This window comes from Fulvivirga ulvae (assembly GCF_021389975.1).
GTDB classification, from domain to species: Bacteria; Bacteroidota; Bacteroidia; order Cytophagales; family Cyclobacteriaceae; genus Fulvivirga; species Fulvivirga ulvae.
In genome coordinates this window covers 5619086-5636400 of sequence record NZ_CP089981.1, presented here as the reverse complement: position 1 = coordinate 5636400, position 17315 = coordinate 5619086, and the positions used below count along the sequence as shown (strand labels likewise).

General features: G+C 40.2%; 16 protein-coding genes. 11 read left to right on the top strand and 5 right to left on the bottom strand.

All coding sequences use genetic code 11. The features are described 5' to 3' along the window. Positions 1-65 precede the first annotated feature (65 nt). Together LVD17_RS23730 and LVD17_RS23725 are read right to left on the bottom strand one after the other, a co-directional pair. Positions 66-3260: an FG-GAP-like repeat-containing protein gene (locus LVD17_RS23730; protein ID WP_305039576.1), complete on the bottom strand. Its 3195-nt coding sequence runs from the start codon at positions 3258-3260 to the stop codon at positions 66-68. A 57-nt stretch (positions 3261-3317) separates the two neighbouring features. Continuing rightward, complete coding sequence (locus tag LVD17_RS23725; RefSeq protein WP_233762015.1) at positions 3318-4616, bottom strand: PorP/SprF family type IX secretion system membrane protein; 1299 nt, start codon at positions 4614-4616, stop codon at positions 3318-3320. 335 nt (positions 4617-4951) lie between these two features. Between LVD17_RS23725 and LVD17_RS23720 the strand changes: the two genes are divergently transcribed. Further along, entirely contained in the window at positions 4952-5686 is a 735-nt protein-coding gene (locus LVD17_RS23720; RefSeq protein ID WP_233762013.1) for an outer membrane beta-barrel protein, read from the top strand. Between the two features lie 54 nt (positions 5687-5740). On the opposite strand, the gene trpF is transcribed toward LVD17_RS23720, so the two are convergent. Continuing rightward, complete coding sequence (gene trpF, locus LVD17_RS23715) at positions 5741-6343, bottom strand: phosphoribosylanthranilate isomerase (protein WP_233762011.1); 603 nt, start codon at positions 6341-6343, stop codon at positions 5741-5743. Between the two features lie 198 nt (positions 6344-6541). On the opposite strand from trpF, the gene LVD17_RS23710 reads away from it, so the two are divergent. From LVD17_RS23710 to LVD17_RS23690, 5 genes are all read left to right on the top strand, one after another. Next, entirely contained in the window at positions 6542-6859 is a 318-nt protein-coding gene (locus LVD17_RS23710) for a thioredoxin family protein (RefSeq protein ID WP_233762009.1), read from the top strand. Positions 6860-6865: 6 nt separating this feature from the next. Next, complete coding sequence (locus LVD17_RS23705; protein ID WP_233762007.1) at positions 6866-7108, top strand: DUF6952 family protein; 243 nt, start codon at positions 6866-6868, stop codon at positions 7106-7108. Positions 7109-7171: 63 nt separating this feature from the next. Then, on the top strand, positions 7172-7420 hold the full coding sequence (locus LVD17_RS23700; RefSeq protein ID WP_233762005.1) for a hypothetical protein: 249 nt from the start codon (positions 7172-7174) through the stop codon (positions 7418-7420). A 77-nt stretch (positions 7421-7497) separates the two neighbouring features. Continuing rightward, complete coding sequence (locus LVD17_RS23695; protein WP_233762003.1) at positions 7498-8826, top strand: prenyltransferase/squalene oxidase repeat-containing protein; 1329 nt, start codon at positions 7498-7500, stop codon at positions 8824-8826. A 186-nt stretch (positions 8827-9012) separates the two neighbouring features. Next, positions 9013-9423, top strand: a complete 411-nt coding sequence (locus LVD17_RS23690) for a hypothetical protein (RefSeq protein WP_233762001.1) — start codon at positions 9013-9015, stop codon at positions 9421-9423. A 29-nt stretch (positions 9424-9452) separates the two neighbouring features. On the opposite strand, the gene LVD17_RS23685 is transcribed toward LVD17_RS23690, so the two are convergent. Beyond that, positions 9453-10178, bottom strand: coding sequence for an RDD family protein (locus LVD17_RS23685; RefSeq protein ID WP_233761999.1), 726 nt, complete (start codon positions 10176-10178; stop codon positions 9453-9455). Between the two features lie 32 nt (positions 10179-10210). Here LVD17_RS23685 and LVD17_RS23680 point away from each other — a divergent pair, with 32 nt between their 5' ends. The 5 genes from LVD17_RS23680 (at position 10211) to LVD17_RS23660 (ending at position 16231) form a co-directional block, all read left to right on the top strand. Then, on the top strand, positions 10211-12025 hold the full coding sequence (locus LVD17_RS23680; RefSeq protein ID WP_233761997.1) for a stage II sporulation protein M: 1815 nt from the start codon (positions 10211-10213) through the stop codon (positions 12023-12025). Then, positions 12006-12719 (top strand): hypothetical protein, encoded by a 714-nt coding sequence (locus LVD17_RS23675; RefSeq protein WP_233761995.1) that lies wholly within the window; start codon positions 12006-12008, stop codon positions 12717-12719. Before LVD17_RS23680 ends, LVD17_RS23675 begins: the two co-directional genes overlap by 20 nt. Further along, positions 12712-13911, top strand: coding sequence for a DUF4350 family protein (locus LVD17_RS23670; protein ID WP_233761993.1), 1200 nt, complete (start codon positions 12712-12714; stop codon positions 13909-13911). Before LVD17_RS23675 ends, LVD17_RS23670 begins: the two co-directional genes overlap by 8 nt. Positions 13912-13913: 2 nt before the next feature. Beyond that, positions 13914-14903, top strand: a complete 990-nt coding sequence (locus tag LVD17_RS23665) for an AAA family ATPase (RefSeq protein ID WP_233761991.1) — start codon at positions 13914-13916, stop codon at positions 14901-14903. Between the two features lie 116 nt (positions 14904-15019). After that, the gene (locus LVD17_RS23660) at positions 15020-16231 is read left to right on the top strand and encodes a DUF58 domain-containing protein (RefSeq protein WP_233761990.1); all 1212 of its coding nucleotides are present in this window, start codon (positions 15020-15022) and stop codon (positions 16229-16231) included. Positions 16232-16289: 58 nt separating this feature from the next. On the opposite strand, the gene LVD17_RS23655 is transcribed toward LVD17_RS23660, so the two are convergent. Then, a complete protein-coding gene (locus LVD17_RS23655) occupies positions 16290-17312 on the bottom strand; it encodes a cytochrome d ubiquinol oxidase subunit II (protein ID WP_233761989.1) in 1023 nt (340 codons plus the stop codon). Between the last annotated feature and the right edge of the window lie 3 nt (positions 17313-17315).

The window sequence follows — 17315 nt, the reverse complement described above, 5'->3', positions numbered from 1 at the left end:
CATGGTTTTCTATAAAAAGTGCTGATTTTGAGATCATTAGGTTATTTTTATTTTTATTGCATATTCTACCGAAGTAAGGTTATGCTACCTGATTTAACAATTTCATCATCATCACATTTAATCACATAATAATAAACTCCGCTGGGAAGCTCCTGTCCCTGAACTGTTCCGTCCCAATTGTTCAGGTAAGGCTTCTCCTCCAATAGTATATTTCCCGTTTGGTCGACAATGGTAACCCCACATTGAGGAAATTGCTCAATTTTTTCTATCAACCATACCGAATTGATGTTATCGCTGGTGTTTGGAGAGAAAAAGTTTTTGGGTTTAAGCAGGTTTCCAATAAGATCAGTCTGACTAAAAATGGTGATAGATGACTCTCCCGTACAGCCATTGCCATCCTGACCACTTACTATAAATTCGGTTGTTTCCTTAATTGTAGCGGTTGGATTCGGAATAGTTGCGTCATCCAAAGGCTCTGCCGGACTCCAGCTATAGTTTTGAAGGCCGGAGGCTTCCAGTTGTACGGTTTCTCCAGGGGCTACGCTTAGCCGGTCTGCTGTTATTCTCACTTCAGGGTCGGGAAAAGCGTTAAGGGTGATATTTGCGCTACCCTCACAACCGGTAGCATCTGATACAGTAACAGAATAAGTACCGGACTGATCAACAGAAATTGTCGGGGTAGTTTCTCCTGTACTCCAGGCATAGCTGTCAAAACTTTGAGATAAGCTTAGCTCAGCACTCTCACCGGCACAAAGTACATCTGTGGTTGTACTTATCTCGGGGCTTAGCCCAGATTTTACAGTAATGGACTTAACAGTTGTATCTTCACAACTAAGCCCAATATAACTAACTGTTAGGATGACAGTGTATGACCCTTCCTGATATACATGTGGGGGAGGTGTTTTGGATAATGAAGAGGTGCCGTCTCCAAACTCCCATTTATACTGAGCTGTTGTCCCTGAAGCTACGGTTGACTGATTAGTGAAAGTTACATTCTGACTTGCACACGCGGTGGTTGGACCATCAAATTGAGCCTGAGGAGCAGTAAAAAAGGCTATATTAACAGGGTCAGTCCCTACGGGCGGACAAGATACATCGTATTTAACGGTTGCTTTATAAGCGCCGGAAGTAGTAGCTGAGTAAGATGCAGATGTTGCACCACTGATGGGGTTGTTATCTTTAAACCATTGATAAGTGTAACTTCCAGAGGTAGGTGAAATAGTAAGAGTTACATTGTCACCTTCACAATAGTTTGATCCAGTGGCTCCTCCAATAAAAAAATCAGGAGCCTCCACGGCATCGATCGTGATTTGCTTGGTCTCCAGAAGACATGTTCCTGAGTAAACATTCAGATAGTATATACCGGTATTGATAAATTTAAAGTCTGGGAGGGTGACAGGATTACCAGTGTCTGTAAAACCTTCCGGACCTTCCCAGTTGTAGGTTAAGCCAGCAATAGCAGTGGCACTAAGGCTTAATGTACCTCCAATACATATAGGGCCCGGGTCATTTATTGTGGGTGAGCCCACTGTGCCAGGTGCTTGTACAGTTACAGAAACAGGATCGGAGGTTTCGGAACATGAGCCGGCCTCGTCCAGTAACACCGTGTAAGACCCTGAGATAGTAACATCAATGAACGGGTCAGTATCCGGTAGGGGAGAGCCATCTCTAAACCATGTGTATGTGGCTCCGTTTACCTCTTGAGTTTCGAGTCTCAAAGGGTTTCCTGTACAGACTGTCATTGGCCCGGGAGGATCAATAACAGGTTTAACACAATTAGCATTTCTTATAATAGAGATCTTTGACGCAGGTATGCCATTATTGTCATCGTCAACACTTGTAAAGATTATGTCTGGTTTGCCGTCACCGTCAATATCTCCCGATCTTACATTTCTGTTAATATAGGTGACCCCCAGGTCCAGCTTTTGGAAAGACAACGAGCCGGAACTGTTATTATTTAAAACAGTTACTGCCTTACTGCTCCCAAGTGTTGCCACAAGTATATCAGCTTTGGAGTCACCATCCATGTCTCCGACGTCAAGCCCCCAGGGTACCAGGGCTGTAGGAATTGATGTAGCACTTCCGAATGTTAAACTACCACCTTTTGAAGATTGATTGGTCATAATAACCATATCGTTGCTTAGGTAGCGGGTGGCCAGGAGCTCAGGTTTTTTGTCATTATTGAAGTCTGCAGCTTTAAGATTAGCCAGTGTACCACCAATATCCGTAAAATGAAAAGTACTCAACTGCAGGTTGTTTATAGTACTTTTGTTTTCCGAAAAGAATATTTTACCATCTTTTAAAAAGTTGTTTGTAATAATATCAGGTTTCAGATCAATGTTAAAATCATTGACCACAATGCCTCCACTGACATCACCATTGGGTATAGAAATGTCCACTGGAACTGCAAAATTTAATGTGCTTCCGCTTGAGGTGTTTTTAAGAACAGATATTTTGCTATTTGCCTGATCTGCTACAATAATTTCAGGTCTGCCATCAAGGTCAAGATCATGGATTTCAATTCTTTTAGTGGAATTGCTGGGAACGGTTTTAGAGTCTAAGGTAAAGGAAATGTTACCTACAGTTGAGTTATTGTCGAGGATGAAAATTTTTGAACCTGTTCCTCCTTCTGATAATACTGCTTCCGGCTTGCCGTCCCCATCTAAGTCGCCGCATTTTATATTAAGTGTAGGGGCATTTACGACAGGGTGTGTGGCAGTAAAGCTAACGGAACCCACTGTACTTGTGTTTTTAAGTATAGTGATACTATTATCCTTGGAGTTAGAAGCAATAATGTCATTCAATCCATCGTTGTCAAAGTCGCATACACAAAGATCATATAAGCCTGGTTTTGCATTGAAGTCGATTTGCGCTTCAAAATCTGCTGCTGTAATACCCGAAGAGCCTCCATAGCTTAACAGGAAAGGCAAAGGGCTGTACCCGGTTAAGTTATTGCTCAGGTTTGTGACAGAGATAAGATCATATGTTGCAGCAGCGGGAACCTCCACTTGTATCAACTGATCAGTACGGGAGATTACATTTCCCAGGGCACCTCCAAATGAAACAATAGATGAAGCGTTAAAATTTGCCCCTTTTATACTTATTGTCTGTCCGGCATAAGCGCTATTGGGAGACACTTCTTTAATCACCGGGATCTGGCTGAAAGATTTACCAGCTAAGAATATAAAAAAGAGGAATATGAACAACGGTTTGAGCCGACATATAGATAGTTTATGGTCATTTTTATATAGGTGTAGCATTCGTTGGTCGTAGTTAGGTATGTATCTCGATTCATGTCATAAGGTAACCGTTTTTGGTTATTGCTCAATGGCAATAATAGTTACACTTTTATACTTTGTAAGCTCCTGCAGGGCACGTTTCTGCTCATTGGCTTCTTTCAGTTTGAAGGTCTGATAAGTATAAACATGGTATTTATTATCAACTTTATTGTAGAAGATGTTGGTGTAAAGCTCCCTTTCTTCCTTCATCCTTCTTACGAAGGCATCGGCTGAGTCAAAATCTTTGAAGGTTTTGATCACTACGTAGTACTTTTTAGGCCTGTCGCTTCCTTTATCTTCCCCTCCACCTTCTGAGATGTCTTCTACAGAATACCTGGCTCTATGCGTTTCAGTTTTTTCAATCGTTCTTAGTATGGGTTTAGTTCTTTCCAGTTTTTTTCTTTCTCCGATGTTAATAGTCAGCTGAAGTTCATGGGTTCCTGAAGCATACCCTTCCACCAGGTTACTGGCCGGCTCGTAGGCATAAGCGAATGAAAAGGAAGAAATATTAAAGCCTACTAAACCAAATGCACCATAATTAAGCCGGTATCCTCCACCGATCCAGAAATCTTCGTGCAGGTGTAACGTGGAAAGTACTTCAATCCGTTCGTCTGCTACTTTCGAATAGCGATATAAAAGGTACATTTGTAATGGTGCATATGAATCTTCTATAGCCACTCTTCTCCGGATACCTTTAATTCTTCGAGTAACGATTTTTTTGTCTATTTTCTTTTTGTAGTATGTTGAAAAGAGAACCTCGTCAAAAGGTGAAAATTCATAATTTTGAAAATCCTGAGTGTTTAGAATGGCAGGCTTAAATAATTTCGGAATTGTTATACCCAGGTTTAAGCCACTTTTAGTTTTAAGTTTAAAACCAAAATTGGCAATGGGTTGAATATTGTTTCTAAGGAATTCGTCCAATATCGGATCATCCGGATCATCAATCTGGTTAAAATCGATATCAGTACTGGTAACCCCTGCCGAAAGCCCGAAGGATATCTTTGAAACCTTTGTAAGGTAGACAGTATACGCGTAAGTAGCCAGAAGGTCGTTGGTTTTGATCAGACCGCGCTCATAATTACGTATAGTCATACCGTAAGCATGTTGCTTATAATCAAAAGGAGCCTCAAAGGTAAGGGTAGACACAACCGGTGCACCTTCGATACCTCTCCATTGCTGACGGTGGTTTAACGTAAAGTTCAGGTAACCGTTGGACCCTGCTTCTGCCGGGTTAAACAGATATGGGTTATTATAATAATGATTATAAACCGGAATCTGCTGTGCGTGCAGCAAAAAGGCCTGTAACAGTAAAAATACTATACCAAAAAATTTGCCCATTCCATATGTCAATAGTGCGCGTAGATACAAATAACATAAAAAAATGCAAAGTTATTATCTTTAGAATACCCCTTTAAGAGTTAAGCTACGCGCTATTTGCGATAATTGTTTTTTATAAAAGCCTTTTCAAGTCTAAAAAATGTCATAAATTGGCCTGAAATTAATAAGTTTGCGTTAATTATTCAATTCATAAAGTTGGCTTTAAAAAATTGAATACAAAAATATAATTTTTTTATCTACTAATGATCCTTACCGCCAACAGACGTTTTGTGTGCTCGTTAATATTTTGTTTAGCGGCAACTTTATTATTTAGCATTGATTCTTCAGGACAAATTTTGATAGGCCCGCGCATCGGCGGGCAGATGTCATGGGTCAGTTATGAGGATAGTCAGATTAAGGAGTATTATGACATCGAGCCTTTATATGGTTATTTCGGAGGTTTTACCGTTGCCTTTCGGGTGAGAGAAAGGTTTTTTCTTCAGACGGATTTTATTTATTCCAGAAAGGGGAAGTTGATAACGGGGACAGACGATGCTTCTAAATCTGATCCTGAATTAGAATACAGATCTATTGCACATCACTTTGACATCCCCATTGTTTACCGAATGGACTTTAAAGGGCAGTTTGGTGATAATCTTGCTTTTAAATATTTTGTTGGGTTAGGCCCTAATATCAGCTATTGGTGGAAAGGCAATGGTACATTGAGGTCAGGTGAGTTGATAGAAAATCACATTGATGAGCTCGAATATGATGTTAAATTTGGTAGTTCTAGCGATGATGATCAAGGCGTACTTGTGGTACAGGATGCCAACAGAGTACAATTGGGAATTAACTTTGCCACCGGATTGGTACTTGAGCCGGCTGGCGGAGGCGTTTATATCCTTGATGTCAGGTTTGAACTGGGTCACTCTTACTTGTATAAAGAGTCACCGGCTCAGTTTACAGAAGCCACTTTTACAGATCCCGCCAAAGGCAGAAATATGGGCTTCAGGCTTGGTGTAGCGTACTTACTGGATACAAAGGTATCTCAAAGAAAGAAGGGCAAAAGCACAGGAAAGAGAAGGAAATAAGTGATCCTGAGAGTGATCCAGGAGCCATAGCCTGAAATAATGAGGAAGAGTGTGCTAGTAATCTTCTTCCTCCAATGCTTCTAAAATATCTGCCAGTTCATCATAATCTTTATAGCCTGGTCTGAGTTCATCACCACCTTGCAGTGCAATTCCGTATGCATTAGTTTCTTTCACGACGGTTTCTGCATTTTGCTCTGTAATACCGGCTCCCAAAAGAATGTTGTAATGGTTGGAGACATCTGACAGTTTTTTAATCTGGTCTGCTGTCAGTTCATCTTCTTCAGAAGTTATTAACAGGTAATCAATTTCCAGGTTAGCAGGAATTTGACCCGACGCACTTATATCAATTTTGAGAATTAAAGGAATATCAAGTTTTTTTAGATCGTCGATTTGTCCGTAATCGGCAACTTGTATATAATCAATGTTGTAGTCTTCTATGGTTTTAATAATTTCGGTACTGTTATAGCTATCAAACTCACCAGCATACAGCACTCCGGAAAGCCATTCTGTAAGTTCTTTGTAATTTTCAGGTGAAATATAATTGGAACTCTCTTTTTCGAGGTTAAACCCAATGATATCTACCTCCATTCCTGCGCAATAACGGGCATCAGACAGGTTGTTTACCGTGCTTACTTTAACAAAGGTTTTGAGAGCCATAGATAATAGTTATCAGTCAATTGAAACAATCCATTGAAATAAAAGAGCAAATCTAGGTTAAAATATCTTTTTTCGCGAAAGGATTCATAAAGATGTTGAAAAGTCGAGCCTGAGCTAAAAAGATGTCTTAATTTTAAAGCAGGATTTCTGAAAATTTGATACGTCCATAAGTTAGTTTAAACATAAAAAATATAGAACATGGCAGTAGAAGTATTAACTGATGAAAATTTCAAGGAAGAAATAAACAAAGGAGATAAGGCAGTGGTGAAGTATTTTGCGGGGTGGTGTGGCAGTTGCAGGCTTTTTGCACCTAAATTCAAAAGGCTATCTAACGACGAGCGGTTTGCTGATATAAAATTTATCGATGTGGATGCCGAGAAGAATCCTGATGCAAGAAAGATTGCAGGAGTAACCAATCTCCCGTTCTTTGCGGTTTTTAAGGATGGTGAGCTGGTTGATACTGTCGCTTCCAGCAAAGAGGAGGCAGTTTTGGAATTGTTGGGAAAATTAAACTGATAGCAAATGAAAATACCTGAAATTAAACGTTTGGTTGAAAACAATACCATAGAGGAATTGATAGCCGCAGAGGAGGCTTTAATTAACGAGGAAGAGCCTGCCGTTGAAATTAACGGTGCTGATGAAGGCGAAAAGTTGACTCATGTATTTGCAGCTATTTATATAATTAATAAAATTAAGGATGATAACGTTGACTTTAAGACAGCCTTAAGAGATTATACCGGCAAAGTTCGTGAGTCAATTAGCTAATGATGAAAGTATAACACCAGGAACTATTTTTACACTACCGGAAGTTGGTGAACTATGAAGTGCGTGAGTAATAAGGTATGTTACCATTCAAAGGGAGAGGCCGAAGAGGCCCTCATACACCTTCAGGCTAAATATAGGTCTGCTTCCGGTGGTGGTCCCATATCGGCCTATTGGTGTCCACACTGTGGTTATTATCACACCTCTTCCAAGGGGGATAAAAGCTCAACACTCCAATCATCAGAAACTCAGAAACGAATTGAAATACAGCAGGAGGCTAACTATTGGGAGGAAAAGTTTAAGGGTAAACACTGAATTTTCACTTTTTTGTTTCTTTTTATGGAATAGTCTGCCTTTCCGCATCATATCGGTATAACAATAAACTTACTGATATGATAACTTTCAAAACTTTTAGTGTGGCTCTGGCTATGGGCTCCATATTTCTGACTGCTCCCACGATAAGGCCAACAGGTGAAAATGGTCAAAATTCGAATGATTCGCGAAACATTCCCGTTTGTTATGTAAAAAAGGGATGTATATTCAGAACCGTGTTTGGCGAGGAGTTTTCCGGCCAAAGTTATATTTTTAATACCTCACCCAACATTCAGCAATCCATTGAAAAGGGACTGGACTGGATGGCAGCAGCCCAACTTATAAATGGTGGCTGGGGAGCAGGAAGCCATTATGATCAGAGTACTTTGGACCCTCATTCGGTAAATGCCGACCCCGCAACTACCGCGATGGTTGGAATGGCTTTTTTAAGAACAGGAAATACCCTGTATAAGGGGCATTATTCAGTGCAATTAAAGAATGCACTGGACTACTTACTGGAGGCTGTAGAGTCCACGCCTCCTGATGAGCCGAAAATAACTCGCGAGATCAATACTCAGATACAAACGAAGTTAGGTGGCAATATTGATGCAGTGCTTGCTCTTCAGTTTTTTTCGAACATTGTAGGTGAGATTGCGGAAAATGATTCCTATAAGGCGCGCGTAGTAAAATGTATGAACATCTGTGCCGACAAAATCCAGCAGCAACAGGATCAGGATGGAAGCTTCAGGGAAGCTGGTTGGGCGGGAGTGCTACAGTCTTCTCTGGCCAATAATGCCCTGGAGGCGGCAGAATATGAAGGCGCTGATATCGATATGGACATTCTTGAGAAATCAAGAACATATCAAAAGAGCAATTACGACGCTTCTTCAGGTGAAGTTAATGTTGAAAAAGGGGCAGGGGTCGTACTTTATTCTGTTTCGGGTTCAGTAAGGGCGAGTGCCAGGGAAGCCAGAAAAGTAAGGGAAGAGATAGATAAAGCTGTTAAGGAAGGTAAGTTAAAAAGCGATGAGCCTGTTACTACTGAAGCACTTTCAAAAATTGGTTATAGTAAGGATGAAGCGCAAAAATACTCAACAGCCTATCAGATTTATGAATCGGCAAAGGAAACAGCACAGGATGATCGGGTGATCCAGGGGTTTGGCAATAATGGAGGCGAAGAGTTTTTAAGTTATTTGCAAACCGGCGAATCATTGATAATTAATCAGGATGAAGAATGGAGGGAATGGTATAGCAATGTATCTGGCCGGTTAATCAGCATACAAAACGAAGATGGAAGCTGGAATGGTCATCATTGCATAACAAGTCCGGTTTTCTGTACTGCAACTACATTGCTCACTCTATCTGTTAATAATGATATTGAAAAGCTGATGGCATTAGGTAAAAAGTAACAGGCAACTGACACTGATGCTGGTCACTGAAGTAATCCATCAGTGACCTTGTTTGTTCCAATTTTGATTTTTATTCCCATATTGAGATTATGGAATTTGATATTATTGCTCAATTTAATGAATAAAAAGTATTATTCTCATGGCATTGATTTTGGTACGGAGTAATTAAACATCCGTCAATTAATCATGAAACGACAATCAACACTTATTAAAATGTACTTTCTGCTGGTTTATGCAGATCACATTATTGATGATAAGGAGCTTTTGGCCGGGAAAAAAATGGCTCAATATGAAAAAATTGATGAAGCTTCTTTACAAAAAGAGATAGACACGCTTAGAAACACTGACCATTCAGTGCTGTATAAGGAGGTGATCCACGGTATGAAGCAGCTTTGTATTAATGAACAGGTCCGCTTTGTAGCCTGGTTGAGCATAATAGCTAATGCTGATGGCTTTATGGACGAGAGAGAGTGGCAATTGATCTACAAACTTTATAGCAAGGATCTGCATTTGTCTTTGGCTGATATTATGCTTAAGCAAAAGGAATTGAAGCAGCATATTAAAAAGTCTCAAGGAGGCCTGAGGGCCAGGGCCTGACTATCTGTTGTTTAATAAGGCTTTAGTTATCAACGGGTTAATACTACGTAATCTTTAATCAGGGTTTGAAGAAAATCGATATCTCTGTTGGCTCCCTGCTCTACGTTAATTTCCTCTTTAACCTTAGCTACAAGCATATGTACTGCTTCACGGTGTGCCTGATTGGGAAAGACTTTATACCTTTCTATCACATTTTTAATAAGTAGCATATTGTCTTCGGAGAGCTTTTTTACTTCCGGAAACACTGGCTCATAATTGTCAATCGAATTGATATTAATGATATCATTGAGACGCAATGCCTTTGCGGGTTTAATTTTTATAACGGTTGTTTCAGCGGCCATATCTCCGAGCCTTTGGTTTTTATTTGAACTTCCGATAAAAATTGCAGCAAGTACTCCAAACGATAAGTAAATATCGATCATCCTGAAGGCCCAACGAAGCACATAGTCGCTTGAGCGGGGTTCTGCACCATTTAGTTTTACCACTTTAAGATCCAGTACTCTTTTTCCGGGAGACTGTCCATGGTTGAGTGTCTCAAATGCAAGACTGTAAAAAAATATGATGGGTACTATAAAAAGGTAGTAAAGGTATTCCGCAGCGCTTACAAATGCTATGGAAATAATGATAGAAAGAACCAGGGAGGCCCCACCCATAATGAGAAAATCTATAATGAATGCCAGAATTCTGTCTCGAAGAAGAGCAGCTTCGAATTCAATACTAACATTTTGTGTGGTGTTAATTTCAATTTTTTGCATATTGCCAGTTTAAAGCAAATCGGTTGTGTTATATGAAGGAGACAAAGTTCATCGAGCAAAATAAGGAAAAATGGCTGAAATTTGAACAACTCCTCCGCCTTAATAGAAGAGACCCGGACAAACTTAGTGATCTTTTCATACAAATTACAGATGACCTGTCTTACGCACGTACAAATTACCCTAACCGGTCTATCCGCGTATATCTTAATAACCTTGCCCAACAGCTGTTTTACAATATATATAAGAACAAGAAGGAAAGCAGAAACAAGTTTGTCAATTTTTGGAAGGAGGACCTGCCAAGTGTAGTTTTCCATTGCAGGTATGAATTATTGACAGCATTAGCGGTTTTTTTACTGGCATTTGCCATAGGGGTGGTATCTTCCGTTTATGATCCGGAGTTTGCCCGATCCATTCTTGGAGACAATTATGTTGACATGACGGTCAAAAATATAGAAGAGGGGGATCCTATGGGGGTTTACAAGAGTTCCAACGAGGTGGACATGTTTCTGGGGATCACCCTAAATAATGTGAGAGTAGCTTTTCTAACATTTATAACAGGTATTCTGGCCTCATTGGGAGCAGTCATTGTTTTGGTTTATAATGGCATTATGGTTGGTACGTTTCAATATTTTTTTATTGAAAGAGGTTTAGGTATGGAATCCTTCTTAAGCATTTGGCTTCATGGAACTTTGGAGATCTCATCTATTGTGATTGCCGGTGCAGCCGGTATTGTGTTGGGCAGAGGGTTCGTTTTTCCAGGTACGCATTCTCGGGTGAGGGCTTTTCAGCTTTCCGCCAGGCGCGGCCTCAAACTGCTCATTGGCATTGTTCCTATACTTGTATTTGCTGCATTAATAGAATCATTTGTAACCCGGTATACAGGGCTTCCGGATTTCATAAAGCTTGCCCTAATATTAGTATCATTGCTTTTTATGGTCTTTTATTTTATCTGGATACCATATTCCAAACATAGAAATGGAACACTGCAACCTTTGAAGGAAACTCACCTTCAGTCCAGAAACCTGAAAGTTCCACAACTTGAGGGCAGGGTAAGGAAGGTGAATGAAATTTTTCGCGACTCCATTTTGATCTATCAGAGAATAGTTAAGCCCTATTTTAAACCGGCACTGCTTCTGTCATTGGTTTATTTAGGAGGTGCTGCTGTTGTTCTTTGGGAGCCAGTTAGCAATAACATAATCCATGTAAACTCCTGGTTTTTTAAGAAGCTTTCTTTTTTGATTGATTACCAGGAATTTCCGCTGCTATTTGTTATCAATTCCATTTTTTTTGCCGGGGTCGTTTATCTTACACTAATTCAGTTTCCGGGTTATCATAATATTGAGGTGAGTAAGCGACGGATTTGGATGGCAGGGATATGCGGCAGTGTGCTAATTAATATACCATTTTTTGCTAATGGATTCATTTCATTTCTTATTTGGATATTAATTATGCCAGTAGCTCTTTTTAGTGCATTTATTTACATCAGGGAGCGGCTCTCGTTTATAGGAGCCATGAATCGTCTGAGTAAACTGTCTGGGGCAGCCTTGGGAAGGGTTCTGGGGTTTTATGTTTTGTTAATATTCATAGGGATTACCTTTTTTATTTTAACAGATACTCCGTTTTTTGCTTTTTATATAGAGTTTATTGAGGCGAACTTTGTTCTTGAACCGGATACGGCTTATTATACCGGCTTGATTATAAACGGAATCGTCATGGTGTTGGGAATAGCCTTGGTAATGCCTCTGTTTTTGCTGGGCTTTTCAATCCAGTATTATACGCTTGAGGAAATTAAAGAAGCCACCTGGCTTAAGGAGCAAATTGCTATGTTTGGTAAAAAGGAAAGATAATCAGGTGCGAACCGTAGTACTTACAATAGTGATGTTTTTTAGTATGTACCTCTCTGGGAGTGGGCAGGCAGATAATTTTGAGTCTTTCGATCGCCATCGCTGGGAGGAAATCACAAAGGGGATCGATTATTCACCAAACAAAGAGGAGGCTAAGGAAAGAGAAGAAAGTGATGGTAAGCAAAGCACGACCCGGACTTCTGAAGGTGGAAGTATATTTCCGGTGGGTGGACAGGCATTACAGATCATAATTATTACGGTTTTTATCGTCATTCTGATCATCATCATAAGTAAGCTTGCAGGTAATAACCTTCGGTTGCGAAGTAAAGAAAAGGCAGGAGGTGTTCAGCAAAGCCTGGAAGACATTGAAGAAAACCTTATGGAATCGGACCTGATGAAGTGGCTAAAAAAGGTAGTGGAAGAAAAGAATTACCGGCTTGCCTTAAGAATATATTACCTGATAATTATTAAGGAACTTGCTACTCATGGCCTGATAAACTGGAGGAAGGAAAAGACCAATATGGACTATCTCTATGAAATGAAAGGACATGATACTTATAATTACTTTGAAGAGATAACAGGTATTTATCAGTTGATATGGTATGGGGAGAAGGACTTAGGTGATAAATATTTGGTTGAAATGAGTCATAAGTTCAGGAGCTACTACCAATCCATAAATCAGCAGGCCAATGGATAAGAAAAAGCTCTTTATAATTATAGGTGTTTTCCTTGTCGTCGTATTTTTATTTTTCTTCTTTACAGCAAATACCAACAAGTTTTTCAACTGGAATGAAACCTATAGGATTGATAGTAAACAGCCCTATGGCAGCTATATCTATCATGAATTAATGAAATCGTACTATGGAGACAGTTTTACTGTTATGAAGTCTCCGATTGCGAGCAACCTTTCGAATGAACAAGAGTCATCTCTTTATGTTTTTTTAGGGAGCGAACCCTATTATGGGTATGAGGATATCGATAGTCTTATTTCTTTTGTTTCAGCGGGTAATGCCGCTTTAATGTCATCCGTACTGTTTCCCTATGATGTCAGCTATGAGATATACCTTGACAAATGTGGCGTGATCAGCTCTGAGCCTGCAGAAAAAATCAACATGAAATTCAGCGATCAGCCTGATGAGTATTCATACGAATATATTGTGTATTGGCAGCCCGTGAATCATTATTGGGGGTATCTTGATAGTTTGAGCTGTCCGGATGCAATTGAAGTGTTGTCCTCCTTTAATGGTGGTAAGCCTAATTTTTTTAGAACCAAGTATGGTAAGGGCTACTTCTATTTCCATACCACGCCGCTTGTGTTTAGTAATTACTACATGAAGAATGAGAAGTCTCTTGAGTATATAGAACAGATGATGTCTTATTTTGCCGCTGATCATGTTTATTGGGATGAGTTTAGTAAAACACCTTTGGAGAAGACTGAAAGTAAGGACAGCCCGCTAAAATACATACTTTCCCAACCTGCACTGAAGTGGGCATGGTACCTGTTATTAGCCACCATTATAATCTATATGATATTCTATGCCAAGCGAAGGCAGCGAATAATCCCGGTTTTGGAGCCTAATACCAATACCACTATTGAATTTGCCGAAACCATGGGGTATTTGTACTTTGAAGAGCAAAATCATAAAAAAATTGCTGACCATAAGATGAATCTCTTTTTGGCTTATATTCGACACAATTATCATTTACATACCAATGTGCCGGATGATAACCTGATGAATAGGATCAGCCTGAAGTCACAAGTACCTTTGGAGGAAGTGCAGAAGATTTTTAAAGAGTATCAGCGGTTAGATTTTAAAGTGGAAATAGATGCCAATGATCTGATAGCTTTTCACCATATGATTGAATCATTTTATCAAAAGAGTAAATAAAAATGGAAGAAAATTTACAGGAAGAAGGCCTGCAGGAGGATAACGAACTGATCAGGTTTAAGAATAATGTAAGTGCTGTAAGGCAGGAAATAAAAAAAATACTGGTTGGACAGGACCAGCTGATCGACCTGATGCTGGTATCTTTATTTACACAAGGCCACATTTTGCTTGAGGGTGTTCCCGGTCTGGCAAAAACCATGGGGGCCAAACTCTTTGCTCAAACACTATCAGTAAAATACAGCAGGGTACAGTTCACTCCGGACCTGATGCCCTCTGATGTGGTAGGTACTTCCGTTTTTAATATGAAAGATTCGGAATTCAGATTTAATGAAGGCCCTGTTTTTGCCAATATTGTATTAATTGATGAAATTAATCGGGCACCTGCTAAAACGCAATCGGCCTTGTTTGAGGTGATGGAAGAGCGCCAGATAACCGTAGATGGGACAACCTATAAAATGGATTTTCCATTTATGATCATCGCCACGCAAAATCCCATAGAGCAGGAGGGCACATATAAGCTTCCTGAGGCGCAGTTGGACAGGTTTCTTTTTAAGATAAAGCTTGATTATCCTGGTCTTAACGATGAGAAAACAATTCTGAGAAGGTTTAGGAGCGACTTTTCTCTTGAGCTTATGAAGGCCGTAAAATCTGTATTAAAAAAGAAGGATATTAAAGAAGCAGGAGCATTGATTGAAAAAGTCCACATCAAAGATGAGATACTGGACTATATAGCAGAGATAGTGCACGATACGCGCAATAATGGTGATCTTTTCCTGGGAGCTTCCCCAAGAGCCTCACTGGCACTTATGCGGGCATCTAAAGCAGTCGCGGCTATCAGTGCCCGAGATTTTGTGATTCCAGATGATGTTAAGTTTGTATCCAAAGCGGTGCTGAATCATCGTATTATTCTGAACCCGGACAGGGAATTGGAAGGGGTGGAGCCCGAGGATGTTATTGACGAAATTATCAAAAAGGTTGAGGTGCCAAGGTGAGAGGAATAAGGGATCTATATCTTCCAACGAGATTCTTCCTTTTGTCGGGCGGAGTTATACTTTTATTTATTCTGGGTTTTCCCTGGCCAGTATTTACCGCAATTGCCAAAACGGCTATGGTAGCTTTTGTAGCGGTGATAATAACCGACATACTCTTATTGCATGGCAAATCGGTAAGATTTACCTGTGTACGCAGTACATCCAGGTTGCTCTCATTGGGAAATGAAAATGAGGTGATCATCAGGGTCAAAAGTATGGCATTGATACCCTTATCGCTTGAAGTCATAGATGAGCTTCCCTACCAGCTTCAGAGAAGAGACTTTGCTGAAAATATCCGTTTATCTGCGGGAGGAAAGGAGCAACTTGTATATACTGTTCGTCCGCTGGTGAGGGGGCAATACAACTTTGGGAAAATTCACTTATTTGCTACTTCCGTTATAGGCCTGGTTCAAAGACGAATATCTTTTGATCTTGAGGAGAATGTTGCTGTTTACCCTTCTATTATTGACATGAAGAAGTATGAACTCAAAGCTGCTATGAGCGTGACCTCAAATTTTGGCATTAAAAAGATCAGGCGTATCGGTCATAGCTACGAATTTGAGCAGATAAAAGAATATACCATCGGAGATGACTATAAAAGCATGAACTGGAAGGCCACCTCCCGAGCCTATAAGCTGATGGTGAATAGCTATACGGATGAAAAAGCGCAGCAAGTGTATTGTCTTATAGATAAAAGCCGATATATGAAGATGCCTTTTAACGGACTCAGCCTGCTGGATTATTCGGTTAACTCGAGTTTAGTTATTACCAATACATCGCTCCAGAAGCAGGATAAAGCGGGATTAATTACTTTTTCTGATAGCATTGGAAGTATAATCAAGGCCGATCGAAGCAGGAGTCAGCTAAAGAAGATCCTGGAGGCACTTTACAGGGAGGAAGAGAGCAGGCTGGATGCCAATTATGAGAAAATGTATACCGTGCTGAGAAGGACATTGAGGGGACGAAGTTTAATATTCCTGTTTACCAATTTTGAAAGTGTACATTCTCTGGAGCGAGTTCTGCCTGTATTAAGAAAAATAAATAAACTTCACTTGCTGGTGGTGGTTGTTTTTGAAAACAAGGAGCTCATAAACTATTACAGCGCTGAAAAGAAAACCCTTAAAGATATTTATTATAAAACCATTGCCCATAAGATAGCCTCTGACAGAGAGCAGATTACCAATGAGCTGAGCCATTATGGTATTCAGCATATTTTTACCAGACCGGAAAACCTGTCCATTAATGCCATCAACAAATACCTGGAACTGAAAAGCAGAGGGATGATATAAATTTCCCGCTAAACTGTCGGCTGATACATAAGCCACTATTGCTTCGTTTTGCAGTTCTTTAACTCTCCGGTTCTTTCTGAAAACTGTATATGAGGTAAAAGAGAGAAGGCAGGATGAAAATGCTCCCAAGTATAAGTGCCCAGGCAAGGGTGGTAATGGGTTTGCCAACAGCTGCAGAATTGAAGAGCGATAAATTCACGCCGTTATGCATGATCAGAAAATCGGGGAAATAGTGGTAGCCCAGAGCTAACAAGATCATTGTAATCTGGAAACCAGCAACCAACCGGCTGGCAACGGCCTTTTGTTGATTGGTTTTTTGCTTATTCAGGAAGTGCCAGAGCAACCAGAGGGAAAGTGAGGCCAAAACCAGTATAATCAGGGTTACGGGTTGAGTAATCAGTTCAATCATGAGGGAGAGACCGTCAATATAAGCTGCAAAAAATACCAGCCCTCCGGATACTACAGTGGCTATATTCAGCAAACGCGCTTTGCGTATGAAAACCCGCCTGATATGCTGATCAGTTTCTTCTCCGGAAAGATAAACAGCAGCCAGAAAGCCGCATATCGACACGGTAAATATGCCGACAGAGATCGCGAAAAAGCTTGTCCATGGTGCAATATAAAGATCGAAGAAATTGGTTGCCTCCGGGTTAATATCGCCTGATACCATAGCGCCGGCTATTACGCCAAGAAAGAATGGCGTGATAAAGCTTGAGTAAGTAAATATAAGGTTATAAACCTTTTGCATATCGTCTTTTACAGCATCGTAGTGCCTGAAAACAAACGCAGTACCTCTTCCGATGATGCCAAGAAGCATAAACAGCAGCGGGATATGCAGGTAAATAGAAAGTGCGGAATAAATAGGAGGGAAACCCACAAACAGGATAACTATGATAATGATCAGCCACATATGGTTTGCTTCCCATACAGGACCTATAGTTTTATAGGTGAGCATTCGGGTGTTTTGCCTGAGTTCACTTTTAGTGATCAGCTCTAGTATACCTGCACCAAAGTCTGCCCCTCCCAGCAGGAGATACAACAATATGGATAAGCACAGAAATATAATAACAACGTATAACATAGG